This is a genomic window from Streptomyces sp. SCPE 10 (assembly GCF_051980735.1).
GTDB classification, from domain to species: Bacteria; Actinomycetota; Actinomycetes; order Streptomycetales; family Streptomycetaceae; genus Streptomyces; species Streptomyces misionensis.
On the sequence record NZ_CP197069.1, the window covers coordinates 5,910,000 to 5,935,108 of the forward strand.

At 72.5% G+C, this 25,109-nt stretch carries 20 protein-coding genes; 7 read left to right on the top strand and 13 right to left on the bottom strand.

Features of this window, described 5'->3' with window-relative positions:
- Window positions 1-27: 27 nt before the first annotated feature.
- From serS to ACSP97_RS27235, 12 genes are all read right to left on the bottom strand, one after another.
- Window positions 28-1,305: a serine--tRNA ligase gene (gene serS, locus ACSP97_RS27180; protein ID WP_355329377.1), complete on the bottom strand. Its 1,278-nt coding sequence runs from the start codon at window positions 1,303-1,305 to the stop codon at window positions 28-30.
- Window positions 1,289-2,770, bottom strand: coding sequence for an APC family permease (locus tag ACSP97_RS27185; RefSeq protein ID WP_358677468.1), 1,482 nt, complete (start codon window positions 2,768-2,770; stop codon window positions 1,289-1,291). The genes serS and ACSP97_RS27185 overlap by 17 nt, the downstream gene beginning before the upstream one ends.
- A 105-nt stretch (window positions 2,771-2,875) precedes the next feature.
- On the bottom strand, window positions 2,876-4,096 hold the full coding sequence (locus ACSP97_RS27190) for a beta-ketoacyl-[acyl-carrier-protein] synthase family protein (RefSeq protein WP_355148552.1): 1,221 nt from the start codon (window positions 4,094-4,096) through the stop codon (window positions 2,876-2,878).
- Complete coding sequence (locus ACSP97_RS27195; RefSeq protein ID WP_010983730.1) at window positions 4,096-4,326, bottom strand: phosphopantetheine-binding protein; 231 nt, start codon at window positions 4,324-4,326, stop codon at window positions 4,096-4,098. Before ACSP97_RS27195 ends, ACSP97_RS27190 begins: the two co-directional genes overlap by 1 nt.
- Before the next feature lie 35 nt (window positions 4,327-4,361).
- On the bottom strand, window positions 4,362-5,369 hold the full coding sequence (locus ACSP97_RS27200) for a beta-ketoacyl-ACP synthase III (RefSeq protein ID WP_355148550.1): 1,008 nt from the start codon (window positions 5,367-5,369) through the stop codon (window positions 4,362-4,364).
- Window positions 5,366-6,346 (bottom strand): VlmB-like protein, encoded by a 981-nt coding sequence (locus tag ACSP97_RS27205; RefSeq protein ID WP_355148548.1) that lies wholly within the window; start codon window positions 6,344-6,346, stop codon window positions 5,366-5,368. The genes ACSP97_RS27200 and ACSP97_RS27205 overlap by 4 nt, the downstream gene beginning before the upstream one ends.
- Complete coding sequence (locus ACSP97_RS27210; RefSeq protein WP_355148546.1) at window positions 6,343-6,891, bottom strand: flavin reductase family protein; 549 nt, start codon at window positions 6,889-6,891, stop codon at window positions 6,343-6,345. The genes ACSP97_RS27205 and ACSP97_RS27210 overlap by 4 nt, the downstream gene beginning before the upstream one ends.
- On the bottom strand, window positions 6,888-7,421 hold the full coding sequence (locus ACSP97_RS27215; RefSeq protein ID WP_355148544.1) for a hypothetical protein: 534 nt from the start codon (window positions 7,419-7,421) through the stop codon (window positions 6,888-6,890). Before ACSP97_RS27215 ends, ACSP97_RS27210 begins: the two co-directional genes overlap by 4 nt.
- Window positions 7,422-7,442: 21 nt before the next feature.
- A complete protein-coding gene (locus ACSP97_RS27220) occupies window positions 7,443-7,925 on the bottom strand; it encodes a type II toxin-antitoxin system RatA family toxin (protein WP_355148542.1) in 483 nt (160 codons plus the stop codon).
- 2 nt (window positions 7,926-7,927) lie between these two features.
- A complete protein-coding gene (locus ACSP97_RS27225) occupies window positions 7,928-9,223 on the bottom strand; it encodes an aspartate aminotransferase family protein (protein ID WP_358272375.1) in 1,296 nt (431 codons plus the stop codon).
- 45 nt (window positions 9,224-9,268) lie between these two features.
- A complete protein-coding gene (locus ACSP97_RS27230) occupies window positions 9,269-10,411 on the bottom strand; it encodes an acyl-CoA dehydrogenase family protein (protein ID WP_355148538.1) in 1,143 nt (380 codons plus the stop codon).
- Window positions 10,412-10,438: 27 nt separating this feature from the next.
- Complete coding sequence (locus tag ACSP97_RS27235) at window positions 10,439-12,070, bottom strand: aldehyde dehydrogenase family protein (protein WP_355148536.1); 1,632 nt, start codon at window positions 12,068-12,070, stop codon at window positions 10,439-10,441.
- 152 nt (window positions 12,071-12,222) lie between these two features.
- Between ACSP97_RS27235 and ACSP97_RS27240 the strand changes: the two genes are divergently transcribed.
- The 5 genes from ACSP97_RS27240 to ACSP97_RS27260 are packed head-to-tail and all read left to right on the top strand — an operon-like array spanning window position 12,223 to window position 21,682.
- Entirely contained in the window at window positions 12,223-12,522 is a 300-nt protein-coding gene (locus ACSP97_RS27240; protein WP_355148534.1) for an acyl carrier protein, read from the top strand.
- An 11-nt stretch (window positions 12,523-12,533) separates the two neighbouring features.
- Entirely contained in the window at window positions 12,534-18,221 is a 5,688-nt protein-coding gene (locus ACSP97_RS27245) for an SDR family NAD(P)-dependent oxidoreductase (protein WP_440554680.1), read from the top strand.
- Window positions 18,222-18,244: 23 nt separating this feature from the next.
- The gene (locus tag ACSP97_RS27250; RefSeq protein WP_391871098.1) at window positions 18,245-19,846 is read left to right on the top strand and encodes a fatty acid--CoA ligase; all 1,602 of its coding nucleotides are present in this window, start codon (window positions 18,245-18,247) and stop codon (window positions 19,844-19,846) included.
- Window positions 19,847-19,883: 37 nt separating this feature from the next.
- A complete protein-coding gene (locus ACSP97_RS27255) occupies window positions 19,884-20,885 on the top strand; it encodes an LLM class flavin-dependent oxidoreductase (RefSeq protein ID WP_391871097.1) in 1,002 nt (333 codons plus the stop codon).
- A gap of 29 nt (window positions 20,886-20,914) precedes the next feature.
- Entirely contained in the window at window positions 20,915-21,682 is a 768-nt protein-coding gene (locus ACSP97_RS27260) for a thioesterase II family protein (protein WP_355148685.1), read from the top strand.
- A 163-nt stretch (window positions 21,683-21,845) separates the two neighbouring features.
- On the opposite strand, the gene ACSP97_RS27265 is transcribed toward ACSP97_RS27260, so the two are convergent.
- A protein-coding gene (locus ACSP97_RS27265) for an IS5 family transposase (protein ID WP_440558482.1) occupies window positions 21,846-22,675 on the bottom strand; the annotation gives its coding sequence in 2 pieces (ribosomal slippage) (window positions 21,846-22,339 and window positions 22,339-22,675; 831 coding nt in all).
- 58 nt (window positions 22,676-22,733) lie between these two features.
- Here ACSP97_RS27265 and ACSP97_RS27270 point away from each other — a divergent pair.
- Together ACSP97_RS27270 and ACSP97_RS27275 are read left to right on the top strand one after the other, a co-directional pair.
- A complete protein-coding gene (locus ACSP97_RS27270) occupies window positions 22,734-23,264 on the top strand; it encodes a cytochrome P450 (RefSeq protein ID WP_355148526.1) in 531 nt (176 codons plus the stop codon).
- Between the two features lie 599 nt (window positions 23,265-23,863).
- On the top strand, window positions 23,864-25,072 hold the full coding sequence (locus ACSP97_RS27275) for a cytochrome P450 (RefSeq protein WP_355530890.1): 1,209 nt from the start codon (window positions 23,864-23,866) through the stop codon (window positions 25,070-25,072).
- Window positions 25,073-25,109: the final 37 nt, after the last annotated feature.

Below are 25,109 nucleotides of genomic sequence, written 5' to 3' on the forward strand. Positions count from 1 at the left end.
CCGGCTTCCGCCCCCTTCCCGTGTGTCTCACTCGGTCGCGCCACCCGGCAGGATCCGTCGGAACCCGGTGTACGGCACCAGCGCCTGCGGCAGCAGCACCGAACCGTCGTCCTGCACGCCCTGCTCCAGCAGCGCGGCCACGGTCCGCCCGATCGGCAGCGCCGAGCCGTTCAGCGTCGCGGCCGGCGTCTTGCGGCCGTCGGCCCGCTTGACCCGGATGTCCGCGCGGCGCGCCTGGAAGGTGCCGCAGTCGGAGACCGAGGAGATCTCCCGGAAGGCGTCACCACCCGGCAGCCACACCTCGATGTCGTACGTCATCCGCGCCGAGAAGCCCATGTCGCCCGCGGGCAACAGCACCGTACGGAAGGACAGTTCGAGTCGGCGCAGGCACTCCTCCGCGTGCCCGACCATCAACTCCAGCTGTTCCTGGGCCTGTTCCGGGGCGCACACGCGCACCAGCTCCACCTTCTCGAACTGGTGCAGCCGCAGCACGCCCCGGGTGTCGCGGCCGTACGCCCCCGCCTCCGCGCGGAAGCAGGGGGTGCGGGCGGTGAAGGCGTACGGCAGGGCGCGGGCGTCCAGCAGCTCGCCGGCCACCAGATTGGTCAGCGGCACCTCGGCGGTCGGGATCAGGAACAGCTCCCGCTCGCCCACCTGGGTGCGGAACAGGTCCTCCTCGAACTTGGGCAGCTGGCCGGTGCCGGTCATGGTGTCCCGGCCGACCAGGAACGGCACCGACTGCTCGGTGTAGCCGTGCTCCCGGGTGTGCAGATCGAGGAAGAAGTCGGCGAGGGCGCGCTCCAGGCGGGCCCCGGCGCCGTGCGCCACGCTGAACCGGGCGCCGGACAGCTTGGCCGCGGCGGGTGCGTCCAGGATGCCGAGGGCCTCGCCGATCTCCGCGTGGTGCCGGGCGCCGGCGGCCGGACGCGGCGCGGGGCCGCCCCGCCGTACCTCCACGGCATCCTTCTCCGAGTCGCCGTCGGGGACGCTGTCCAGCGGCAGGTTGGGTATCCCGAGCAGCATCTCGGTCAGCTCGCCCGCGGCCGTCCGGGCGACGGCCTCGGCCCGCTGCACCTCGGCCCGCAGCGCGCGGGCCGCCTCCTTCTCGGCCTCGCTGGGCGGGCCCGAACGGCGGGCCTTCGCCGTCCGGTTCAGCTCCGTGCGCAGCCGGGTCACCTCCGCGTTGGCGGCCGAGCGGGCGCCGAGCGCGCCGGAGACGGCCGCCAGGTCGAGGTCGTAACGGCGGCGGGCCAGGCGCCGGACGGCGTCCTCGCCGGCCTCGATCAGCTCATTGGGATCGTGCATGGCGGTCTCCTGACGGGGCGGGGGAGGGGGCGGGAAGCGGTCCGGCGGCGGTGTGCCGGGTGCCGAGCAGCCGGTAGCGCAGCGGATGCGCGGTGCGCAGCCGCAGCGCGTACACCAGGCCGCCGAGCGCCACCAGCGGCAGCAGCCAGGGCAGCGCGGCGATCACCTCGGAGGGGGAGCCGGTGAGCATGTCGAAGTTGCCGACCACCAGCCAGACGGAGGCGGCGAGCCCGGCGAAGCCCAGCAGCGGGGCGAGGGTCTCCCGCCACCAGTGCCCCTGCCCGGCCCGCAGCCGCAGCCCGAGCACCGACAGCGCGGCCAGCGCCTGCAGCGAGACGATGCCCAGGGTGCCGAGGCCCAGCATGCTGGTGGTCAGGTCGGCGTACGGGTCCAGGCCCGCGAGCGCGAACCCGGCCAGCACCAGCGCGGTCAGCGCGCTCTGCGCGACGCTCGCCCGGTGCGGGGAGCGGTGCCGGGTGTGCTCGGCGGCCAGCGGGCGCGGCAGCAGCCCGTCCGCCGCGAGCACCTGGGCGTAGCGGTTGGCGGCGCTGTGCAGGGCCAGCGTCGCCGCGAACAGGCTGGTGCACAGCAGGACCTGGAGCATGGTGCTGCCCGCGGTGCCCAGGAAGTCGTCGCCGAGCCCGAAGAACAGGTCGCCCATCTGCTTGCCCGCGACCTCCCGCACCCGGTCCTGGCCGATCGCGCCCACGGCCAGCCAGCTGGTCAGCGCGTAGAAACCGGCGATCAGCGCGGCGGCCGCGTACGTGGCCCGGGGCACGCTGCGGTGCGGGTCGCGGGCCTCCTTGCCGTACAGCGCCGCCGACTCGAAGCCGATGAAGGACACGAACGCGAACATCAGCGAGACGCCGACGCCCGGGCCCATGGCCGTGTGCGGGGAGAACGAGGCGGCCGGCAGCGCGTGCGCGCCGTGCCGGACGAGGATCGCCACGTCCAGCGCCGCCAGCACCCCGATCTCGCCCAGCATCAGCAGGGCCAGCACCCGGGCGCTGAGCGCGATCTCCCGGTAGCCGAGCACCGCGGTGAGCAGCAGCCCGACCGCCGCGCACCACTCCCACGGCACGGTCAGGCCGTGGGCGGCCAGCACCAGCTTGGTGAAGTAGCCGAGCGCGCCGGCCAGTCCGATGGTCGCGCAGTTGTAGGACAGCAGGGCCAGATATCCGGCCGCGACCGCCGGCGGCCGTCCGAGCCCGTCGGCCACGGACGCGTAGAAGCCGCCGGACCCTCCGGTGCGGCGCGCGCTGACGGCGTACCCGACCGAGAAGCACAGCAGGGTCACCCCGGCGAACAGGAACGCGGCCGGCACCCCGGCCCCGTCGCCGAAGGCGAACGCGAGCGGGACCGTGCCGACCATGGCGGACAACGGCGCCGCCGCGGCGACGATCAGGAAGAGGATGTGCGCGGTACCGAGCCGCCCGGCGGCGGGCGGTGAGCCACTGGTGGACATGGGGACTCCAGGACATGGGGAGAAAAAGGGGACGTACGGACAACAGCCGCCCGCGGAGCAGCTCAGCGGACGGCTGTCGGAGCGCCCCGGGCGGGGCGCGGCGCGTTACGCCGGTGCGATGGCCAACGCGGTGTTCTGCCCGCCGAAACCCAGCGAATTGCTCAGCGCCAGGTCGACCGGCATCTCGATGAGGGACTGGGCCAACTTGATCTCCATCCGGGGGTCCGGCATCACCAGGTTGGCCGTGGGCGGGATGACTTCGTGCTCCACGCTGAGCACGGCGAACGCGGCCTCCACCGCTCCCGCCGCGCCGAGCAGGTGCCCGGTGACCCCCTTCGTGGACGTCACCACCGGATCCCCGCGCAGGGTCCGCTGGATCATCCGGGCCTCGGACAGATCGTTGAGCGGTGTCGACGTGCCGTGCGCGTTCACGTGCTGCACGTCGTCCGGGTCGGCCCCCGCGTCGGCGAGCGCCGCGCGGACCGCCGCCTCGATGCCGGCGCCGTCGGGATGCGGCGACGTCATGTGGTGGGCGTCGGCCGTGGCGCCGTACCCGATGATCCGCCCGTGGACGTGCGCACCACGGGCACGCGCGTCCGCGACACGCTCCATCACCAGGATCCCGGCGCCCTCGCCGGCCACGAACCCGTCCCGGTCGGCATCGAACGGGCGGGACGCGGCGGCCGGGTCGTCGTGCCGTTTCGACAGCGCGCCCATCTGGGCGAACCCGGCCATGACCAGGGGGGTGATCATGGCCTCGCTGCCCCCGGCGAGCACGATGTCGCAGCGGCCGAGGGCCAGCAGGTCCCGGGCGGTGCCGATGGCCGTCGCGCCGGACGCGCACGCGGTGGCCACCACCAGGTTGGGTCCGGTCGCCCCGAACTCGATGGCCGTCTGACCGGCCAGCATGTTCGGCAGCTGCATCGGCAGCAGCAGCGGCGACACACGGTCGGCGCCCTGCTCGCGCAGCACGTGGTGCTGTTCCTCGACCGTGCCCGGACCGCCGTCGGCGCAACCGAGGACCACGCCCACCCGCGCGCCGTCCCAGGTCTGCGGGTCCAGGCCCGCGTCGGCCACCGCCTCGTGCGCGGCGACCAGCGCGAACTGCACGAACCTGTCGAGGCGGTGGGCCCGCCGCGCGCTGAGCAGGGTCTCGGGGTCGAAGCCGGGCACCCGGCAGGAGATCCGTACGGGGTTGTCGGCCAGCACCGGATCGAGGGCCGCGGCCGGCCTGCCGTCGCAGACCGCCGCCCAGCTCGGCCCGACCCCGATCCCGCCGGGGGTGACCAGACCGAGCCCGGTGACGGCGATGTCCATCCCGGCCATCAGACCTTCGCGCTCCGCTCCTCCATGAGCCGGACCATGTCGGCCACGGTCTCGGCCTCCAGGAGGTCGTCGTCGCTGACGTCCAGGTCCAGCTCGGACTTCAGCAGCAGCGACAGCTCCACCACGGCCAGCGAATCCAGCTCGATGTCCTCCCGGGTGGCCTCGGGGGTGATGGCCTCGGGCGACACCTTGAGCTTGTTGGACAGGATTTCCTTGAGCTGCTCCAGCATGACGGTTCCTTTCGAAGGGCTTTGCTGACGGTCGGTCAGATAGTCTGCAGCTCGGGCCAGACGACGGTGGCCGCACCCCAGGCCAGCCCGCCGCCGAAGGCGGTGAGCAGCACCCGGTGTCCGGCGGCGAGCCGGCCCTCGGCGGTGGCCTCGGCGAGCAGCAGCGGAATCGACGCGGCACCGGTGTTGCCGACCCGCTCGATGTTGCTGAGGCGTCGCTCCGGCGGAATGCCCAGCCGGTCCGAGACGGCTTCCAGGATCCGGGCGTTGGCCTGGTGGGCCACGAACCGGTCGACGTCGTCCAGACGCCAGCCGGCCCGCTCGGCGGCCTCGGTGGACGTGCTGGTCATGTACTCCACCGCGTGCCGGTAGGTCTCCCGGCCGAGCATCTGGAAGTAGTGGTCCTCCGGGGCGGCCGGGCGGCCCGACGAGCGCTGCCGGGAGCCGCCCGCCGGAACCTCGATCAGATGGCTCAGCTCGCCGTCGCTGCCGAGCACCAGCGGCCCGATCGCACCGGGTTCGTCCGGCGAGCCGGCCCGCAGCACCACCGCGCCCGCGCCGTCCGCGAAGATCACCGCGGTGGCGCGGTCCTCCGGGTTGATGATCGTGGTGAAGGCGTCGGCGGCGATCAGCAGCACGCTGTCGGCGACCTGGGACGCGATCAGCCCGGCGGCGGACGCGAGGCCGTACAGGAACCCGGAGCAGACGGCCGCCACGTCGAAGGCGGGCACCTGTCCGAGCCCCAGCCGCGCGGCCACCTGCGGCGCGGTCGCCGGGCACGGCTGGTCCGGGGTGGTGGTGGCCAGCACCACCGCCCCCACCTGCTCGTCGCCCGCCGACTTCAGCGCCCTCAGGCCCGCCTCCACCGCCAGGTCGCCGGTGGAGGTGCCGGGGGTGATCACATACCGTCCGGCGATGCCGGTACGGCTGCGGATCCAGGCGTCGGAGGTGTCCAGACGCTGCGACAGGTCGTCGTTGGTGACGAGGTTGGGCGGGACGTACGATCCGATCCCCGTGATGACGGCGGCCCGCCCGGTACTCATGCGCCGGCCTCCGAGGAGAGGACCTCGACGGGCAGGCCCATGTACTTCATGCGGACCTCGGCCATCTCGTCGGTCCACTGCTCGGCCATGTCGTAGCGCTGCTCGGCGGTGGTGTCGAGGAGCCGGACACCGGGCCACACCTCGTAGTCGCCGATCAGGTCGGCGTGCGCGAACATGCCTTCCTGGAACAGCTCCTCGCGGTGGATGACGAACTCCCGGTCCGGGATCTCGTCCCACAGCTTCACGCCCGAGCGCAGGATCTCCAGCAGCCGCGGGGTGTACTCCGGGTGCCGGATCACGTGGTCGCGCAGGATGGTGCTGGCGACGGTGAGGTGGCGGATCTCGTCGATGGCGGTGCCCCGGGAGATCTCGCCGGTCGCCGGGGACAGCGGGGTCCACTTGCGCTCGCTGAGTTCGGCGGCGGGGGCGAGGACACCCTCGATGATGATGGCGAACACGCCGACGCCGCCGGCGAAGTCGGCCTTGTCGCGGACGATGTCCAGGGTGAAGTCCACCACCGGGTCCAGGACCCGCTTGCGGTAGTCCCGGGACATCTCCTCGACCTCCCGCAGCAGGGCGCTCTGCGGGATGCCGAGGTCCACCAGGTGCTGGCGGAAGACGCGGGCGTGCCGCGCCTCGTCGATCAGCTGGGTGGCGTAGAACTCCATCTCGGGGATGCCGGGCGCGATGGTCACGTAGTGGCCGAGCAGCCGGGTGGCCAGTTCCTCGGAGAGGGCCCGGAAGCCGAACTCCAGGATCAGCGCGTCACGCAGCGGGCCGGGGGCCTTCAGGAAGTCGGGGGTGACGGCGTTCACGTGGTGGCCGGTGGCACCCCGGTCGCGCAGGGTGCCCTGGGCGACGGAGGTGAACCAGTACGCGAGGTCGCACTCCTCGGGGCCGAGGGTGAGTTCCTTCGCGCCGTCCAGCAGACCGGGTGCCTTGTCCCAGTCCGCCTCGGGGGCAACGGGTGCGGTCATGATGCGGCGGTCTCCTTCGCCGGACGCAGGGAACCGGCGTACAGCCCGCCGGTGTAGCTGAACAGCGGCAGGCCCTCGTCCGCGGTGGCCCGGACGACATGGCCGAGCAGCAGCTCGCTGTCGCCCGCGGCGTGCGCGGAGTGGAACCGGCAGACGTAGTGGGCGAGCGCGCCCGCGATCAGCGGGGCGTGGGCGTACCGGTCGGTGGTCCAGGCCAGGCCCGCGAAGGCCGCGCTGCCGTCGGGCCGCGAGCTGTCCGCGAACCGCCGTGCCACGTCGGCCTGTTCACCGCCGAGCACGTTGATCGCGAACCGGCCCTCGGCGGCGGCGAGCCGGGCGAAGGACGAGCCCGCCCGCAGCACCACCCCGACCAGCAGGGGCGAGCGCGACACCAGGGTGACGGTGCTCGCGGTGGTGCCGTGCATCCGTTCCTCGGGGCCCGTGGTCAGCACGGACACCGGGGAGGCCAGGTGGTACAGGGCCCGCCGGCGCTCGGCCGGGTCCTGACGCACCGCCCGGCGCACCGGGGTCGCGGCGGTGGTCATCGCACGGCCTCCGTCTCGCGGACGACGGGACGCGCGGGGACGTGGCCGACCGGCACCGGGTCCATCGCGTGCCCGACCGGCTTGGGGTGGGGCAGGCCCAGGTCGTCCAGGAGGCGGAGGTAGCCCTCCTGGCGCACCGGCTCGAAGGGCAGCGCGAAGGACTTCATGAAGTTGCCGAACAGGCCGCGGTCGCCGAAGAGGTGGAACGGCAGCACCAGCAGCGCCCACTCCGGCTTGACCAGCCAGCACCACAGCGCGGCGACGACGCCCTGCGTGATGAGGCTGTGCATGACGTTGTACAGGACGTAGTACGCCTTGTGGATCGGCCGTCCGCCGCTCTTGCGGAAGGCGATGGCGCCGGGGATGTAGCCGATCAGGTCGATATAGAGGAACAGTCCGAGCGCCGGCAGCCAGCGGATGTCGCCGAAGTGGTAGACGATCATGCCCGTGGTGACGGCGAGGCCCACCAGGTACTCGGCGCGGTGCAGCGAGTAGGTGCGTGGGGTCTCGAAGGGGTTCGCCTGGTCCATGGTCAGCTCCTTCCGCCGGTGTTACGCGCCGACCGTGGCCGGCGTGTTCAGTTCGATGCCGCCCTGGACGCGAACCGACGGGTACAGGCCGGTCAGCGCCCAGGCGACCGTCTCCTTGATGACCCGCTCGGCGATCGGGTCGAGGATGCCCTCCAGGCTCGGGATGCCGAAGTCGAAGTCGGCGTCGAAGCGGACGGTGACGTCCGCGCCGTCCTGCCGGATCGACCAGACACCGGTGAAGGAGTCGAAGTCGCCGTCGGACTGCTCGAAGCGGATCTCGCCCGCCTCCGGCAGCACCGTGTCGTCCTCGGTCCAGCGCAGCAGTCCGCTGCGGAAGTGCAGCTCCCAGCTGGAGGAGGCCTTGGGGTCGGGGTAGGAGGCGTGCACGGTGGTGGCGTTCACGTGCGGCGCCAGGTCCGGGTACTTCTCCCAGCGCCGTACGGCGTGCAGGACCTCCTCGGCCTGCTCCGCGGGTATGTGGGCTTCGAGTTCGACGTGCCGCACGATCAGTTACCGCCTTCCGGCATAGTGGCCGCGCCCTTGATCAGGTCACGGGTGGCCAGGTCGAAGGAGTTGACGAGGAAGTCGACGTCGGTGTCGCTCAGCACGGCGGGCGGGGTGAACCGCACCACCGAGCTGCCGTTCATGGAGTGGTTGGCGACCACGCCGTGGTTGAACAGCTCGATCAGCAGCTCGCCGGCGAGGCCCGCCTCGACCAGCTCCACACCGATGAGCAGCCCCTGCCCGCGGACGTCCACCACCAGCTCGGGGATGTTGCGGTGGGCCACCTCCGCGATCCGCGGCAGCAGCCGGGCGCCGAGGTCCATGGCCTTGGTGACCAGGCGCTCCTCCTTGACGGCCCGCACCGCGCCCTGCACCGCGGCCATCAGCACCGGCTGCCCGGAGAAGGTGGCGGTGTGGACGTAGGGGTCCTTGTCGAAGGGGCGGAACGCCTTGCGGGTGGCGACGGCCGCGGACACCGGCATCACACCGCCGCCGAGCGCCTTGCCGGTCAGCAGCACGTCCGGTACGACGCCCTCGATGTCGGCGCCCCACCACTCGCCGAGCCGCCCGAACCCGGACTGCACCTCGTCCAGGATGAGGAAGCCCTCGTACTCGCGGACCAGTTCCTCGACCCGCTTGAGGTAGCCCTTGGGCGGGATGATGACCCCGCCCTCGCCCTGGACCGGCTCCAGGATCACGCAGACCTCGCCGGGGTGGGCCTTCAGCTCGGCCTCCAGGGCGTCGGCGTCGCCGAACGGCAGGTGCAGGAAGTCGGGCACGAGCGGGCGGAACGGCGCCTGGTAGACGTCCTTGGCGGTGGCCGACAGGGCGCCCAGCGTCTTGCCGTGGTAGCCGCCGCGCATCGAGATGGTGCGCTTGAAGCCGCCCGCGCGGGCCAGCTTCAGGCCGGTCTCCACCGCCTCGGCGCCGGACAGTGCGAAGTGCACCCGGTCGAGACCGGCCGGCAGCACGGAGACCAGCGCCTCGGCGGCGCGGGCCACGGTCGGCTCCAGCAGGATGCGGGTCGCGGTGGGGTGGGTGCGCAGCTGGCGCTCCACCTCCTCCATGACGATCGGGTGGCGCGCGCCCATGATGAACACGCCGTAGCCGCCCGCGTTCAGGAACCGCTCGCCGTCACTGGTGGTGAGCCAGGCGCCCTCGGACGCCACCTCCATGTGACTGCCGAACAGCTCGGCGAGGGTGGCCCGACCCTTGCTGAGGTGGGCCCGGTACAGGTTGAGGATCTCCGCCTCGTCGTCGGCGGCGGTCGCCGCCGGGGAGTCCTGGATGACGGTCACGTGTCTCTCCAAAGATCGGTGTTCAGGGCCGGGACCGAACGCTGCTCAGGCGAGGACCAGCGGACCCCCGTCGAAGTACGTCAGCAGCGGTTCGGACGCGGCGATCCGGGACGGCGGGTGGAAGGCCAGCGCACGCGTCGCCGCGGCGGCCTGCGCGGGCGCGGTGTTCGTGATGAACTCCAGCCCGCCCAGCAGCTCCAGCGCCCGGCCCACGATGTCGGGCAGCGCGTTCTGCACGGCGTACCGGGCGACCAGCACCCGTGCCACCGACTCCTCGTCGCCGGGCTCGGGCCCGGTGCCGCGGGCCACGCCCTCCAGGAGGGCGAGCGCCGCCTCCATGTCCACGGCGAGCGCGGCCCGCTCCGCCGCTCCGCCGCGCTTGCGCTCCAGCACCTGCTCCACCAGCGCGGCCGCGGCGCCCGCGTACCCGGCGGAGATCAGCATCTCGAACCAGACGAACCCGGCGGACTGCAGGTCGTCCAGGCGGGTCGGGTCGTCCGCGCCGGCCCGCACCACCATCTCGCTGGGCACGAACACGTCCTCCAGGCGGACCTCGTCGCTCTCGGCGCCGGCCAGCAGGTCGTTGCCCCAGAACTCGTGCACGCTCAGGCCCGGCGCGTTCGCCGGGACCAGCGCCAGCGCCAGCTCGGGCTCGCCGCCGTCCTCGCCGTGGATCGCGGTGGACGCGGTCAGCAGGCTCATCGAACGGGACAGACTGCACGGCTTCTTGGAACCGGACAGCAGGAACCCGCCCTCGACCGGGCGCGCGGTGACGGCCGGCTTGAGGATGTTCTGCGCGGTACGGCCCTCGGACCAGCCGGAGGCCAGCACCTGCTGGTCGGGCACGATCTGGTGCAGCAGCTTGGTCTGGGCGGGCGTGAGCCGGCCCGACTTGACCGCGAGCGAGTACAGCATGGCGGCGGTGAAGTGGTGCATGGAGACGGCCGCGACCAGCGAGGGCGACAGGGCGCCGAGGGCCAGCTGCACGCGCAGCGCCTCCAGCGGGGCCGCGCCGTGGCCGCCGTAGGCCTCGGGTATCAGCAGACCCACCCCGCCGTGGATGCGGAACAGGTCGATCACCGGGCTGCCGGCCTTCTCGCGCTCGTCGTAGGGGATTTGCTCCAGTTCCTTGAGCAGTCCGGGGTGGAACCGCTCGCACACGGTCCGGGCGACATCGAGGGAACGCACGGGGAAACCTCCGAGGACTGGGTGGGATCAGGCGCCGAAGACCGCGTCGTACGGGCTCACGTCACGGGCGATGCTCACGCCCTGGACGTGGGAGGTCTTGAGCATCGGGTAGTTGGCCTCGCCGAACGCGCCGCCGGTGCGGCCGGTGCCGCCGTGGCTCGGCAGGTAGGGCAGGAAGCCGATGTGCGAGTCGTTGACCTTCAGCAGACCGCCGTTGACCGTGCGGCGCACGAAGGTCTCGACCACGTGGTCGGAGCGGGACCACAGGGAGTTGCGCAGCCCGTAGTCGTTGCTGTTGACGAACTGCAGGAACGATTCGAGCAGGGCGTCGTCGTTGTCCCGCTCGGCGACCACGATCGGGATCAGCGGGAAGAAGGTCTCCTCGCGGACCACGTCGTACGTCCGCGCCCGGTCCAGGCCGTCCACCCGTACCACCGTCGGCTGGAGGAACACCCCGGTCTCCGAGACCGTGCCGTCCACCTCGGTGCGGTTGCCGCCGGTGACCAGCTCGGCGCCGTTGTCCAGCGCCTGGCGCAGCAGCCGGAAGAACCGCTCGCTGCGCCGCACCGGCGACAGCAGCACGTCCTCCTCCTCGGGCAGGCCCGGCTTGATGCCCTTGACCTGCTCCTTCACCTCGTCGATCAGCCGCTCGGCGACATCGGGATGCACCAGCACGTAGTTGGGCACCATGCAGATCTGCCCGGAGCCGTAGAACGCCTCCGTGATCGCCTCGGCCGCCCACTTCACGTCGGCGTCCTTCCAGACAACGATGCCGTCGTTGCCGGCCAGTTCGAGGATCGGCTTCTTGCCGTGCGCCACGCAGCTCTGCTCGAAGCGCAGGCCCTCCTGGCTGCCGCCGATGTAGAAGATGTCGTTGATCAGCGGGTCCGCGATCCAGCGGTCCATGGTCTGCTTCGGGTTGGAGCAGACCGCGTTGAGGACGCCGGCCGGAGCGTCGATCTCCTCCAGCAGCGGGGCGACGATGTCCCGCAGCAGCCACATGGTGGACAGCGCGATGCTGCGCGGAGCGCGCACGACCACCGAGTTGCCGGCCATCAGGGCCAGCACGCACAGCGCGGCGCTCGGCAGCGGGGCGTTCTGCGGCGGGTTGAAGGCGACCACACCGTCCGGCTGGCGGTGCAGGATCAGCCGGCGGCCGTTGTACTCCTTCTCCACCCGCATCTGCTTGGCGTACCAGCGCAGGGAGCCCGGCGCGTAGATCTGGAGCAGGCAGCTCAGCTCCCAGCGGGCGAGCTTGACCGGGTGCGACTCGGCGACGAGCATCTCCAGGAACTCGTCCTCGTGCTTGATCAGTTCCTCGCGGAACCGGGTGCCGAGCCGCATCCGCCGCTCCATCGGCACCGCCGCCCAGTCGGGGGCGGCCGCGGCGGCGGCCTGGGTGGCCAGGTCGATGGCGGCGTCGTCCGCGATCGCACAGCGTCCGACGACGTAGGGGTGCTTGGCCGCCTCGGACTCCGGGTCCTGTTCGAGGGAGCGCTTCAGGCTCACGCTGGTGAACACGTCTTCCAGCAGCGAACGCCCGCTGACGGTGTACACCCAGCCGTCCCCGGCGACGTCCTTGCCCGCGATGTAGAGGTCGTAACTCTTCAATCCGGAAGGTGCCTCAGCACTCTCCTCCTGCGCGGCTTCGCGAAGCATCTTCAGCCTTTCGGATATGGCGTGTGGATTTCTTGAAGCAATGCGAGCGTGACAGCGGAATCTGACCCGGCGCTGACACCCGACTGATCCAGCCAACCGGCCCCGCGCACGCTGTCAGTGGGGCGTCAGCCGGCGCTGATTGCATGAGGCGCATGTCACCCGTCGACAGCATCAACCAGCGGTTGCGCGAGCTGCCGCGCAGTGAACTGACCGAGGAAATCGAGACAGTCGTCCTGGAGAAATTCAAGGCCGTTCTCCTCATGGACGAGTCCGAGGACCTCCCCCTCGACGTCAGCTACTTCGATCTCGGGCTCACCTCGCTGCGCCTGACCGAGATCCGCCAGAGCCTGGAACAGCTCCTGGATCTGTCGATCAACGTCAGCGTGCTCTTCAACGAGCCGACCATCGCCCATCTCGTGGACCACCTGACCCAGGCCATCCAGGAAGCTTGAGGAGTCGCTCCATGCCGCGTACGGAATCAGAGCAGGCGCCCGAGCCGGTAGCGATCGTCGGAATCGGTCTGCGGTTCCCCGGCGGCAGCGGCTCGCCCGACGAGTTCGACGCGTTCTTGCGCGAGGGCCGCAGCGGGATCGGGCCGATCCCGACCGACCGCTGGGACGTCGAGGCCTTCACCCCCGAGGGACCCGACGACAAGGGCAAGATCCGCGCCTCGGCCGGCGGATTCCTCGACCGTATCGACCTGTTCGACTCGGGCTTCTTCAACATCTCGCCCAAGGAAGCCCGTTACATGGACCCGCAGCAGCGGCTGCTGCTGGAGACCGCCTGGCAGGCCCTGGAGCACGCGGGCATCGACCCGGCGCCGCTGCGCCGCGGCAACGGCGGGGTGTACATCGGCGCCAGCTCCATCGACTACGCGCTGGAGCTGGACTCGCTGCCCTACGAGGAACTGGACGGCCACCTGGCCTCCGGCATCACCATGTTCCCGCTGTCCGGCCGGCTCTCCTACTTCCTGGGCTGGCGCGGCCCGAGCATGAGCGTCGACACCGCCTGCTCCTCCTCGCTGGTCGCCCTGCACCTGGCCGTGCAGGCGCTGCGCGGCGGCGAGACCGACATCGCGCTGTGCGGCGGTGTCAACGCCCTGCACCACCCGCGCATCCCGGTGATGTTCTCCAACGCCCAGATGCTGTCCCCGGACGGCCAGTGCAAGACCTTCGACGAGGCCGCCGACGGGTACGCCCGTGCCGAGGGCTGCGGCATCGTCGTCCTCAAGCGGCTCTCCGACGCCGAGCGCGACGGCGACCGCATCCTCGCCCTGGTGCGCGGCACCGCCGTCGGTCAGGACGGCGACAGCGCCGGCCTCACCGTGCCCAACGGGCCCGCCCAGGAGAAGGTCATCCGCACCGCGCTGGCCGCCGCCCACCTCGGGCCCGAGGACATCCAGTACGTCGAGGCGCACGGCACCGGCACCCCGCTCGGCGACCCCATCGAGTTCGGCGCCATCGGCGACGTCTTCGTGGACTCGCACACCAAGGACCGCCCGGTGCTGGTCGGTTCGGTGAAGACCAACCTCGGTCACATGGAGCCCGCCTCCGGCATCGTCGGCGTCATCAAGACGGTGCTCCAGCTGCGTTCGGGCACCATCTACCCGCACATCAACCTCAACACCCCCTCCGGGCGCATCCCCTGGGACCTGTACCCGCTGCGGGTGCCGACCGAGTGCGAGCCCTGGGAGGCCGAGGTCCGGCGCGGCGTCGTCAACAGCTTCGGGTTCGCCGGGACCATCGGCGCCGTGGTGCTGGAGCAGGCCCCGGAGCGCGCGCCGCGGGACACCGTGGAAGAGGGCGCCGCACCGGTGTTCACCCTCTCCGCGAAGAACGCCGGCGCGCTGCGCGAACTCGCCGCGCGGTACCGGGCGTTGCTGGACGAACGGCCCGAGGTCTCGGTGGCCGCGCTCTGCCACAGCGCCAACACCACCCGCGCCCACCACCCCTACCGGATCGCCGCCCCGGTCGCCGACCGCGCCGCGCTCGAAAAGCTGCTCGACAACGCGGCCGAGCACGAGCACGAGGGCCCGACCGGCATCCGCAAGACCGCCTTCATGTTCACCGGCCAGGGCTCCCAGTACGCCGGCATGGGCGCCGCCCTCTACGCGGCCTTCCCCGTCTTCCGCGCCCAGGTCGACGCCTGCGACGAGCTGTTCGCCGAGCACCTCGGCCGCTCCGTGCGCGAGCTGCTGCTCGGCACCGCCGCCGACCCCGAGGCCATCGACCGCACCGAGTACACCCAGCCCGCCCTGTTCACCCTGGAGTACGCCCTCGCCCAGCAGTGGATGGCCTGGGGCGCCCGGCCCAACGTGCTCATCGGGCACAGCATCGGCGAGGTGGCCGCCGCCGCGGTGGCCGGGCTGTTCAGCCTCCCCGACGCGGTCCGGCTGGTCGCCGCACGCGCCCGGCTGATGCAGGCCGTCACCGCCGAGGGCGGCATGGCCGCCGTCAGCGCGCCGCTGGAGGACGTCGCCCCGCTCCTGGAGGGCCACGACGACCTGGCCGTGGCCGGCGTCAACGCCCCCGACCAGACGGTCGTCTCCGGCGGCATCGCGGCCCTGGACGAGGTCACCGCCGTCCTCGCCGAGCGGGGCGTGCGCGTCGAACGCCTCAAGGTGTCCCACGCCTTCCACTCCCCGCTGATGGCCGAGGTCTACGACGACTTCCGCGCCGCCCTCGACGGCATCACCTTCCACGAGCCGAAGATCAGCCTGATCTCCAACGTCACCGGCCGGCTGGCCCGCTTCCGCGAGATCGGCAACGCCGGTTACTGGGTGCGGCACATCGGCGAGCCCGTGCGCTTCCTCGACGGCATCCGCGCCGTCGCCAAGCGCGGCCGGCACGCCCTGATCGAGATCGGCCCGCAGGCCGGGCTCACCGCGCTCGCCCGCCGCTCGGTCACCGTCGAGGACCACCTGTGGCTGGCCAGCCTGCGCCGCCGCGACACCACCACCGGCACCACCCTGACCGCCCTCGCCGAGTACTACGCGGCCGGGCTCACCGTCGCCTGGGACGGCTACCACGCCGGGCACCCGGCTCCCGCCCGCGTGGACCTGCCCACCTACGCCTTCCAGCGCAAGCGCTACTGGCTGCCCTCCGTCACCCCGCGCCGCACCGCCGCGGGCGGCACCGCGCGCCACCCGCTGCTCGGCACCGAGGAGCGGTTCGCCAGCGGGGTGCGGGAGTTCACGGCCGAGTTCACCGCCGAGGAGCTGGGCGCGCTCGCCGACCTCGCCGCCGACGACCGCACCGTGCTGCCCGCCGGCGCCTACGTCGACCTGCTGCTCGCCGTGCAGGACGCGGTCCAGGGCCACGCCCGCAACGCGGTGCGCGACCTGCGGCTGCTGGCCCCGCTGGAGCTGCCCGCCGAGACGGTCACCGCCCTCACCACCCGCTGGCGGCCCCGCCCCGGCGGCGGTGCCGAGGTGGAGGTCTACACGGTGGTCGGTGGCGAGGAGAACCTGCACGCCACCGCCACGGTCGCCGCCGAGCCCGAACCCCTCGTGCCCGTCTCCGAGCTGGCCGAGCTGGACGCGACCCTCGCTCCGGCCGCCCAGCACATCGACGACGAGGACATCTACACCGACCTCGCCTCCGTCGGCCGGCCCCAGGGCCCCCGCATGCGGCTGCTGCTGCGCGCCGCCCGGCACGGCGACGGCCTGGTCACCGGCGAGCTGACCGGCCGCGACGCCACCGCCGTCGAGCACGTCCCGGCCGAACTGCTGGAGGCCGCCGGCCACGCGCTGGTCGTCCTCGACCCCGAGGGCCCGGTGTTCGTGCCCCGCGAGATCGCCTCCGTACGGCACTTCCGCAAGCCGCGCGGCGAACAGCTGCGGGTCCTCGCCCGGGTCCGCGGCGAGCAGGACCGGCGACTGGCCGACGTGCTGCTGCTGGAGAACGGCGACCCGGTCGCCGAACTCCTCGGGGTGCGCATGGCCCGCCCCGAGGGCCGCGAGGGGCGCCGCCAGTTCCTGCACCGCCCCGAATGGGTGCGCCGCGCCCTGCCCGCCCGCGGCGGCACCGCCGCCCGGCACGTGGTCCTCCTCGACCCCTCGGCCGCGCGCGCCGCCGAACTGGCCGCCGAACCCGGGCTCAAGGTCACCTGGCTGCCCGACCTCACCGACCTCAAGGCCGCCCTGGAGGACCCCACCGTCACCGACGTCTGCCGGGTGTGGCACGGCCGCCCCGAGCCGATGTCCGCCGACCGGCTGCGCGCCGAGTGCGAGGACAACTACCGCGAACTCCTCGCGCTGGTCGGCGCGCTGGAGTCCGCGAACCGGCCGCCCCGGCTGTGGCTGGTCACCGAGGGCGCCCAGTGGCTGCCCGGCGACCCGGCCGGCGACGGCGGCCACCTCGGCGCCGCCACCCTGTGGGGCTTCGGCCGGGTGCTGCTCACCGAGTACCCGCAGTACCGGGCCACCCTGGTGGACCTCGCCCCGGGCAGCGGCCTCGCCCCGCTGGCCGAGGAATGGCGGGCCGAACCGGCAGGCGAGTACCAGGTCGCCCACCGGCCCGGCCGCCGCTACGTGCGCCGGCTGCTCGCCGGTGACGCCAGCCTCACCTGGACCGGGGGCTTCGAACTGCGCGCCCCCGACTCCGGAGACCTGTCCGACCTGGTGCTCGCCCCGGTCGCCGATCGGGCCCCGGGCGCCGACGAGGTCCAGGTCCGGGTGAGCGCCGTCGGCCTGACCGCCGAGGACGCCCGCACCGCCCTGGACACCGGGCGCGCCGAACGCGCCGAGGAGACGGGGGAGGAGGAACCGCCGCCGCTGCTCGGCCGGTTGGCCCGCGGCGCCGTGCTCGCCGCCGCCGACGGCACCGGCTTCGCGCCCGGCGACGAGGTCCTGGTCCGGCACGACGGCACCTTCCGGGCCACGCTCACCGTGCCCGCGGTCGCGGTGGTCCCGGCCCCCGGCGACGACGACACCGCGGTCCGTTTCCGGCTGGACGAGACCGGCGAGGCCCTGCGCACCGCCCTGTCCGACCCGACCGGACCCGCCTGGGTGACCCTGCCCGAGGACCTCCAGGAGCGGCCCGAACCGGCCGACGAGGGTCCCGGCGCACTGCGCGCCGACCGCACCTACCTGGTCACCGGCGGTCTCGGCGGCCTCGGTCTGGTCACCGCCCGCAAGCTGGCCGTGCTCGGCGCCCGCCACCTCACCCTGGTCAGCCGCAGCGGCAAGGCCACCGAAGAGGCCGCCTCGCTGCTCGGCGATCTCGCGGCCGACGCCGAGATCGACGTCGTACGCGCCGACATCTCCCGGCCGGAGGACGTGCGGCGCCTCGTCCGGCACCTGGCGGCGGGACCGTACCCGCTCGGCGGGATCGTGCACGCCGCCGGTTCCTACGACAAGAAGCTGATCTCCGAGCTGACCTGGGAGTCGATCGACGCCCAGCTCGCGGCGAAGGCGTACGGCGGCTGGCTGCTGCACGAGGCCGCCGAGACCTCCTTCCCCGAGCTGGAGTTCTTCGTCACCTACTCCTCCATCGCCTCCGTCCTCGGCGGCGCCACCCAGGGCCACTACGCCGCGGCCAGCGCCGGTCTCGACGCGCTCGCCGAGTGGCGGAGCCGGCGCGGGGTGCCGGGCCTCTCGGTCAACTGGGGCGCCTGGGCCCGGGTCGGCATGTCCGCCCGGCTGGAGGACCACCTCAGCCAGGAGATCGAACGCAGCGGTGTCCGCTTCTTCTCCCCGACCCGCGCCCTGGACACCCTCGCCCGGCTCTGGGACCGGCCCCGCACCCAGCGGATCGTCGGCGAGTTCGACTGGGACCGCTACGTCTCCGGCAGCGTCACCGGCGACCTGTTCTTCGACCGGCTCGCCCGCCACGGCGCGGGCGACGACGGCACCGGACTGGACCTCGCCGCCCTCACCGCGCTGCCCGAGGCCGAACGGCTCGCCAAGGTCACGGCCGTGGTGAGCGAGAAGGTCGGCGCCGTCCTGCACCTGGAGGACGGCGACGAACTGGACGTGAACAGCGAGTTCGTCTCGCTGGGCCTGGACTCCCTGATGGCCCAGCAGGTCAAGGCCGCGCTGGAGCAGGCGTTCCGGCTGCCCCTGCCGGCCTCCCTCACCCACGACCACCCCACGGTGCGCGCGCTCGCGCACTTCGTCGACGGACAGCTCGCCCCCACGCCGGCGGCATGACAGTCAGACAGGGACGGCACACCATGACCGACATACCGAGGGAGCGCTGGACGCTCCACCACTCCGCCCGCGCCCACGCCGGCACCCGCCCCGAGCACCCGGCGATCGTCTGCGAGGGCCGCATCACCACCTACGACAAGCTGCACCGGGACAGCAACCGCGCCGCGCACGCCCTGCACACCAGCGGGGTCCGGCGCGGCGACCGGGTCGCCTACCTGGGCCGCGAGTCGACGAACTACTACCTCGTGATGATCGCCTGCGCCAAGGCGGGCGCCGTACTGGTGCCGGTCAACTGGCGGCTCACCCCGGGCGAGGTCGACCACATCCTGCGCGACTCCGGCGCCACGCTGATCTTCGTGGACGACGAGTTCTGGGACACCGTCGCCACCGTCCGCCACCAGCTGCGCGGACTGCGCCGGGTGATCCGCGTCGACGGCACCGACGCCGACGGCGAACCCGCGCGCGGCGCCGGACTGCTGGCCTGGGCCGCCGACCAGCCGGAGACCGACCTCTCGCCCTGCACCGGCCCCGACGACGCCGTCATCCAGATCTACACCAGCGGCACCACGGGCCTGCCCAAGGGCGCGGTCCTCGCCCACCGCAGCTTCTTCACCCTGCCGCACGCCAGCCGCGAGCGGGGCGTGGACTGGATCGACTGGCTGCCCGAGGACGTCGCCCTGATCTCCCTGCCGGGCTTCGGCGTCGCCGGCATCGGCTGGTTCCTGCACACCTTCAACGCCGGCGGCACCAGCGTGATCATGCCGCAGTTCGACCCGCAGGAGGCCGTCCGCCTCATCCGCGAGCACGGCGTCACCACCACCTTCGCCGCACCCGCGATGCTCCAGGCGATGGCGGCCGAACGCGAGGCCGGACCCGAGGCGTTCACCTCCCTGCGCAAGATCGCCTACGGCGCGGCGCCCATGTCCGAGACGCTGCTCAAGCAGTGCCTGGAGACCTACCGCTGCGAGTTCGCGCAGATCTACGCCAGCACCGAGACCGGCAGCGTCGCGGTCTGTCTGCCGCCCGAGGCGCACCACCCCGGCAGCACCAAGCTCACCTCGGTGGGGCTGCCCTGCCCCGGCAACGAGATCAAGGTGGTCGGCCCCGACGGCGAGAGCCTGCCGCCCGGCGCCATCGGCCAGGTGTGCGTGCGCGCCCCGTCCCGGATGCTCGGCTACTGGAACCTGCCCGAGGCCACCGCCAGCACCCTGGTGGGGGAGTGGCTGCACATGGGCGACGCCGGCTACCTCGACGAGGACGGCTATCTGCACCTGTGCGACCGCATCAACGACACGATCATCGTCGCCGGGCAGAACATCTACCCGGCCGAGGTCGAAAAGGCCCTCGCCGCGCACCCCGCGGTCGCCGACGCGGCCGTGGTCGGGCTGCCCGACGAACGCTGGGGCGAGAGCGTGCACGCCGTGGTGGTGCTGCGGCCCGGCGCCAAGGCCACCCCCCGCGAGCTCCTGCTGTCGCTGCGCGGCCGCATCGCCGACTACAAGATCCCCGGCACCTACCACTTCGCCGACTCCCTGCCGCGCAACCCCTCGGGCAAGATCCTGCGCCGCGCGGTCCGCGAGGGGCTGGCGGCGCCGGCGAGGGACCCGCTGGGGAGTGCCGTATGACCACGTTCCTCACGCCCCCGTGGAGAGTGACCCGCCCATGAGCACCGACGAGCCCTTGCGGATCGGCATCCTGCTGCCCACCCGTGAGCAAGCCATCAACGGCACCTACGCCGCCGCCCCGCTGCTGGACTTCGCCCGGCAGGCGGAGACCCTCGGCTTCGACTCCCTGTGGGCGGGCGACTCCCTCACCGCCCGCCCGCGCCTCGACCCCCTGGTCGTGCTGTCGGCCGCCGCCGCGGCGACCCGGCGGATCACCGTCGGCACCGCGGCCCTCACCCCCGCCCTGCGCCACCCGCTCATCGGCGCCAACATGATCGCGAGCCTCAGCCACGTCGCGGCCGGCCGGCTGGTGCTGGGCCTCGGCTCGGGCTTCCCGATGGCCGAGACCGAGGAGGAGTTCAACTCCGTCGGCGCCTCCTTCCAGGGCCGCGTCGGCCGCCTGGACGAGATCATCGCGCTGTGGCGCACCGCCTGGCGCTCCGGCGAGGACGGCGAACCCACCGAGTTCGACGGGAAGTTCTGGCAGGCCGAGCACCTGGACCGGCTGCCCTCGCCGGCCGTCCCCGGCGGCCCGCCGCTGTGGCTGGCCGGCAGCGACACCCCCAAGGTGCTCGCCCGCGCGGCCACCCGCTACGACGGCTGGCTGCCCTTCCTGCCCGACGTCGACGCCTACGACCGCGCCCGCCGCCGCCTCGGCGAACTCGCCGCACAGGCGGGCCGGACGGTGACCCCCGCGCTGTACGCCACGGTCACCGTCAACCGCGACGAGGCCGCGGCCGAGGCCGAGCTGGAGCACTACATCAGCCACTACTACGGCCGCTCCCTGGAGCAGATGCGCACCATCCAGGCCTACGCCTGGGGCAGCGCCGAGAAGTGCGCCGAGTGGCTCGCCGGCTACGTCCGCGCCGGCGCCCGGCACCTGGTGATCCGCATCGGATCGCTGGACCCGGAGCCCCAGTTGAAGGAGATCGCCGAGGTGCTGCTGCCCGCGGTACGCGCCCTCGGCCCCGCCACCACCGTTGGGAGTACGCAGTCGTGACCACCGCCATCGGCACCACCGGCAGCCAGATGTCCAGCGAGGGCAACTGGTTCCACCCCGTGGAGCCCTCGCCCGACGCCTCGATCCGGCTGTTCCTGCTGCCCCACGCGGGCAGCGGCGCCATCATCTACCGCGACTGGGAGCGCCTGCTGCCGCCGGACATCGCCCCGCAGGCCGTCACCCTGCCCGGCCGGCACAACCGCCGCGAGGAGCCGACCTACGAGAACTTCTGGCCGCTCCTCGACGCCCTGCACGAGGCCGTCCTCAACGAACTGGACGACCGTCCCTTCGCTTTCTTCGGCCACTGCCTCGGCGCGCAGCTGGCGTTCCGCCTGGCCATCCGGATGGAGGAGGAGGGCGGCCCGGCCCCGGTGATGGTCGGCATGTCCGGCTGGTCGCCCATCGGCTTCTTCAAGCCGACCGAGGAGCAGAGCCGGATGCCGGAGGACGAACTCGTCGAGTGGATCAAGAAGTTGGGGTCCTTCCCGGCCGAGGTCTACGACAACCCCGAGATGCTCGCCCTGGTCGTGCCCGCGCTCCGCGCCGACCTCCGGGTCGCCGGGGACTACGACGACGACGGCGCCGGCGTCAGCTGCCCGCTCGCCTCCTACGGCGGCCGCAGCGACCCGCTCCAGGAGGCCCCCGACGCCATGACCCACTGGGCCGCACGCACCCCGACCTACCTGGGCCACAACGAGTACGAGGGCGGCCACTTCTACATCGACACGCACGCCCAGGCCGTCACCGCGCACTTCGCGCACCGGCTCCAACGGACCGTGGCCTCCCTCGCGCGCTGAGCGCGCCCCACGGGAAGGCCTCGTCAGCGCCGCATCAGAGGGGCGCGGGACAGTGCACCGGGACCGTCGTCCCGGCTGCCGTCCCGTGCCCCTCTGTGCGTAGCGGGCCCTGTTCGGCCCGCATCCCATCAGCGCGACACGACCTAGGGTCTGTCGTCACATGTCACGCCCACATCAGGAGTGATGCGAGGGTGACGGCTGCTTGGTAGGACTGGGCGGTCTTGTCGTAGCGGGTGGCGATGCCTCGCCACTGCTTCAGGCGGTTGAAGCACCGTTCCACGACGTTGCGGTGTGTGTATGCCTCGCGGTCGAAGGCCGGCGGGCGGCCTCCGTGGCTGCCTCGCCGGGCCCGGTTGCGGACCTGGTCGGCCCGTTCGGGGATCGCGTGTGGGATGCCGTGGCGGCGGAGCCGGCCGCGGATGGCTCTTGAGCTGTAGCCCTTGTCGCCCAGGACGTGGTCGGGCCGGATCCGGGGGCGCCCCGGTCCGAGGCGGGGCACCCGGATCGCTTCCATCACGGCGGTGAACTGGGTGCAGTCGTTGGTGTTGCCGCCCGTGACGACGAAGGCGAGTGGGCGGCCCCGGCCGTCGCAGGCCAGGTGGATCTTGCTGGTCAGGCCACCTCTGGACCGGCCGAGGGCCGGGTCGCGGAGTCCCCTTTTCGGGCTCCGGCCGCATGCTGATGAGCGCGGACGATCGTGGAATCGACCGACACCAGCCACTCGATGTCTCCCGCCGCGTCCGCCTTCGCCTGCGCGGCCCGCAGCATCCGGTCGAACGTCCCGTCCGCCGCCCACCTGCGAAATCGCGTATGCAGGGTGGCCCACGGGCCATAGCGATCGGGCACATCCCACAAGGCCGTCCCGGTCCGGAACTTCCACACGATCCCGTTCAGGACCCTGCGGTCGTCCAGCCGCATCCGCCCCCGCAACGACTCGGGCAACAGCGGCCGGACGAACTCCCACTCAGCATCGGACAGTTCATGACGACGTATCACGACACCATGATCCACCAGCAGTGATCATTTGAAGACACTGCCTAGGAGGGTCGTCATGACCACCGAAGCGGAACTGACCGGCAGCGCGGCCCTGGCCGCACCGCCCCAGGACATCGAGGAGACCGCCGGGGCACCCGCCTGGGGAGCCCTCCTGGTCGTGCTGGCCGACCTGCGGCGCGACCCCTCGCTGTACGGACAGGCCGTCGAGGAACTGCTGCGCTACTGGTCCATCACCCAGGACAACCAGGTCCGCGTCGCGGTCGCCGAGGCCGAGGTGGGCGGCGCGCGCATCGCCCCCGGCGACGGCGTCATCCTCGCCTACCCGAGCGCCAACCACGACGAGACCGTCTTCGCGGACGGCGCCCGCTTCGACATCCACCGCAAGGACGTCTCCCGGCACATCGCCTTCGGCCACGGCCGCCACCTGTGCCCGGGCGCCCCGCTCGGCCGGATGGAGCTGGAGGTCTGCCTGCGGGCCCTGTTCGACCGCTTCCCCGCACTGCGCCTCGCGGACGTGCCGGAGCCGGTGGTGTTCCGTCAGAACACCATCAACTACGGCCTGACCGCACTGCACGTGACCTGGTAACAGCCCGCCCCATCCGGGTTCAAAGGAGGGCCGTGCCCCACCACGGCCCCGCCCGCACGCCGGCCGCGAAGGCGCGGGCGTCGGACGCACGCCGTGCACCCCATGGAATCCGGCGGCGCGCGCATCCGCAAGGGTGACGGTGCCGATCCCGCCATCCCCGCCGTCGGCCACGACTGGCCGATCCCTTTCGCAACAGGGCGACAAACCCTTCGTCCGCGGCCCGCGGCAACTCTCCGTCCCGCCACCTGGTGACCTGAAATCCCTTCTGGGACAGTGAACTTGGTGACGAGAACGGCCACCGTCGTCAGGTCCGGATCAGCTCCGGGTCAGTTGCGCTTGGGAATGTCATTACCAACTTCGCTCCTGAAAGATCCCACACCGATCAGCGCACGGGCCCCGCAGGGACCCATGTCAGTGCTACGTCAGCGCGGTGTCAGGGCGGTGTCAGAGCGGTGCGCGATGGTGGCGTCACGACGTCCGTGCACGGCTCGGAGGGACGAATTCCCTTGCCGCCGCGCGGATGGCCCCCCATCGTGTCGAGCACAGGAAGCGAGTCGGTGCCGAGGATCGCCTTTGCCCCCCGGACCTGGAGGACAAACATGTCGCTCGCCGACCACACCGACATCCTCGACTGGCCCTTCGCCCGTACCGAGGACGGCACCCCCCCGCCCATCCTGGCCGAACTGCGCAAGGCACCCCCGTGCGTCGTCCGCATCCCGGCGGGCGCCGCGGAGGCCCGGCTGGCCTGGCTCGTGACCCGGTACGCCGATGTCCGCCAGGCGCTCGCCGACCCCCGGCTCAGCGCCGACGAGACGCTGCCGGGCGCCCCCGTGCGCATCCAGGTGCCGCCCGGCGGCAACCCCAGCTCGTTCCTGCGGCTCGACGACCCCGAGCACGCCCGGCTGCGCGGCATGATCCAGACCGAGTTCACCGCGCGCCGGGTCAAGCGGCTGCGCGAGCCCGTCCAGCGCCTGGTGGACGAGCTGCTGGACGACCTGGCCGCCCAGCCCCAGCCCGCCGACCTGCACGCGGTCTTCTCCCGGGCGCTGCCCACCCTCGTCATCGCCCGGCTGCTGGGCGTCCCCGAGGAGGACTCGCCGTTCTTCATCGAGAAGACCCGCGTCACCATCTCCCAGGAGGACCCGGCCGTCTCCCAGGCCGCCTTCGCCGAGATGTCCGAGTACCTCGCCAAACTGGCGCTGCGCAAGCTCACCGAACCCGGCGACGACCTGATGAGCCGGCTCGCCGTCCGCCACTACGACACCGGCGCCATCACCCTGGACGAACTCGTGGGCATCGCCCGCCTCGTGCTGGTCGCCGGCCACGAGACCACCACCAACCAGCTCGCCCTGAACGTGCTGGCCCTGCTGCGCGACGACGACCTGCGGGCACGGGTCGCCGCCGACGACGGGGCACTGATCCCCAACTTCATCGAGGAGTCGATGCGCTACTGGTCCATCTCCCAGGACGCCATGGTCCGCCTCGCCGTCGAGGACATGGACCTGGGCGGCGTACGGATCGAGAAGGGCGACGCCGTGGTGATCTCGGTGCCCGCCGGCAACCACGACGAGACCGTCTTCGCCTGCCCGCACCGCATCGACCCCGAACGCGACACCAGCGGCCACCTCCAGTGGGGCTACGGCCCCCACTACTGCCAGGGCGCCCCGCTGGCCCGCCTCGAAATGGAGCTGGCACTGCGCTCGCTGCTGCGCCGCTTCCCGAACCTGCGCCTCGCCGCCGACCCGCGCACGCTGTTCCGCCGGGGCACCGTTTTCCACGGGGTGACCCATCTCCCCGTGACCTGGTGACCTGACGGTCACCGCTGCAACCGACCGAAAGATCGAG

Coding starts and splice junctions, on each gene's coding strand:
- serS (WP_355329377.1), bottom strand. CDS start 1,305: ATGCACGATCCCAATGAGCTGATCGAGGCCGGCGAGGACGCCGTCCGG.
- ACSP97_RS27185 (WP_358677468.1), bottom strand. CDS start 2,770: ATGTCCACCAGTGGCTCACCGCCCGCCGCCGGGCGGCTCGGTACCGCG.
- ACSP97_RS27190 (WP_355148552.1), bottom strand. CDS start 4,096: ATGGCCGGGATGGACATCGCCGTCACCGGGCTCGGTCTGGTCACCCCC.
- ACSP97_RS27195 (WP_010983730.1), bottom strand. CDS start 4,326: ATGCTGGAGCAGCTCAAGGAAATCCTGTCCAACAAGCTCAAGGTGTCG.
- ACSP97_RS27200 (WP_355148550.1), bottom strand. CDS start 5,369: ATGAGTACCGGGCGGGCCGCCGTCATCACGGGGATCGGATCGTACGTC.
- ACSP97_RS27205 (WP_355148548.1), bottom strand. CDS start 6,346: ATGACCGCACCCGTTGCCCCCGAGGCGGACTGGGACAAGGCACCCGGT.
- ACSP97_RS27210 (WP_355148546.1), bottom strand. CDS start 6,891: ATGACCACCGCCGCGACCCCGGTGCGCCGGGCGGTGCGTCAGGACCCG.
- ACSP97_RS27215 (WP_355148544.1), bottom strand. CDS start 7,421: ATGGACCAGGCGAACCCCTTCGAGACCCCACGCACCTACTCGCTGCAC.
- ACSP97_RS27235 (WP_355148536.1), bottom strand. CDS start 12,070: ATGCTTCGCGAAGCCGCGCAGGAGGAGAGTGCTGAGGCACCTTCCGGA.
- ACSP97_RS27240 (WP_355148534.1), top strand. CDS start 12,223: ATGTCACCCGTCGACAGCATCAACCAGCGGTTGCGCGAGCTGCCGCGC.
- ACSP97_RS27245 (WP_440554680.1), top strand. CDS start 12,534: ATGCCGCGTACGGAATCAGAGCAGGCGCCCGAGCCGGTAGCGATCGTC.
- ACSP97_RS27250 (WP_391871098.1), top strand. CDS start 18,245: ATGACCGACATACCGAGGGAGCGCTGGACGCTCCACCACTCCGCCCGC.
- ACSP97_RS27255 (WP_391871097.1), top strand. CDS start 19,884: ATGAGCACCGACGAGCCCTTGCGGATCGGCATCCTGCTGCCCACCCGT.
- ACSP97_RS27260 (WP_355148685.1), top strand. CDS start 20,915: ATGTCCAGCGAGGGCAACTGGTTCCACCCCGTGGAGCCCTCGCCCGAC.
- ACSP97_RS27270 (WP_355148526.1), top strand. CDS start 22,734: ATGACCACCGAAGCGGAACTGACCGGCAGCGCGGCCCTGGCCGCACCG.
- ACSP97_RS27275 (WP_355530890.1), top strand. CDS start 23,864: ATGTCGCTCGCCGACCACACCGACATCCTCGACTGGCCCTTCGCCCGT.